This is a genomic window from Klebsiella sp. K-3, from assembly GCF_051207495.1.
Lineage (GTDB): Bacteria > Pseudomonadota > Gammaproteobacteria > Enterobacterales > Enterobacteriaceae > Klebsiella > Klebsiella aerogenes.
The window spans coordinates 1-1,019 of the sequence record NZ_JBPNXF010000034.1 but is presented as its reverse complement, the minus strand read 5'-3'; the positions used below and the strand labels follow the sequence as shown (position 1 = coordinate 1,019).

The window sequence follows — 1,019 nt, the reverse complement described above, 5'->3', positions numbered from 1 at the left end:
GCCTGACAAAATAAATCTTTCCGTGACGAAAACGGCGCTACACCGCACCCGCCTGCGGTTTCTGGATCATAAAAAATTTTCAGTTTTATTTTTCTACAAACCAAACCGCTAGGCCGCGCCAGTGCTGGCGGCTTTGCGGAAATCCAAAACTGAAAAGATTGAAAATAATTTCAGTGTTTTTCAGTTTCAAGGATCTACTGGGGAACTACGTAAAAACATAACCAACTGAAAAATAAATATAAAATGTATTTTGTGTCAGTTTGAGAAGATCAAGCGGAGGCGAAAAGCCCACTAAAGAAAAGCCCGCGATTCCAGGACTTATGCGGGCTGCAGGGGACATACCTGTATTTAAGAAACTGAAAAGTACTACGTTACAATTTGCCCTCTGAAACTCTAACGTTAACCACGTCTTTTGTTTTCAGGTCGATTGTGCAGGCATAGGTCATGTTCATTTTAGCGTTGAAGCCATTGGTGAATTTTACCTTGTCGCCAATATAGGTTAACTCGTTCTTTTTTGAATCGATGCGCGCATGTGAAAAGATGGTGTCTAAAAATCCGTCAGTCCATTCATATTCATATTTAGCGGAACGCTCGATCAGTGGTTTGCATTTGGTGACTGCTTCAACCAAATTCTGGTCATAGTTGCATTGGGTATCCGTGTTAGAGCATGTTTTTGGTGCGGTTGCTTGCTTGCTATCATCGCTGCCACCCACGAAGTACATTATTACAGCCATGATAATAATTAGGCCGAGACACCCACCGAGCTTTTGCTTTGCCCCAAATCCGGGATCTTTCACTCCGCAATGTGGGCAGGTCTTCGCAGATGTGGATACTTCTTTTTTGCATTCTTTACATTTAGTTAGAGCCATTATCATTTCCTTATAAAAAACATAGGAATGATATCGACTGCTTTAACAATCTTTCAAGGCAGAAATTACATCACAGCAAAACGCGTCGCCATTTTGTCGCCATAAGCATTTGAAGGCGTGGTTAACATATTAAAATTAAAGAGATTTATT

At 41.0% G+C, this 1,019-nt stretch carries 1 protein-coding gene; it reads right to left on the bottom strand.

The window, feature by feature from the left end; genetic code table 11:
- Window positions 1-371: 371 nt before the first annotated feature.
- A complete protein-coding gene (locus ACSEMK_RS24020; RefSeq protein WP_435336665.1) occupies window positions 372-869 on the bottom strand; it encodes a hypothetical protein in 498 nt (165 codons plus the stop codon).
- Window positions 870-1,019 lie beyond the last annotated feature (150 nt).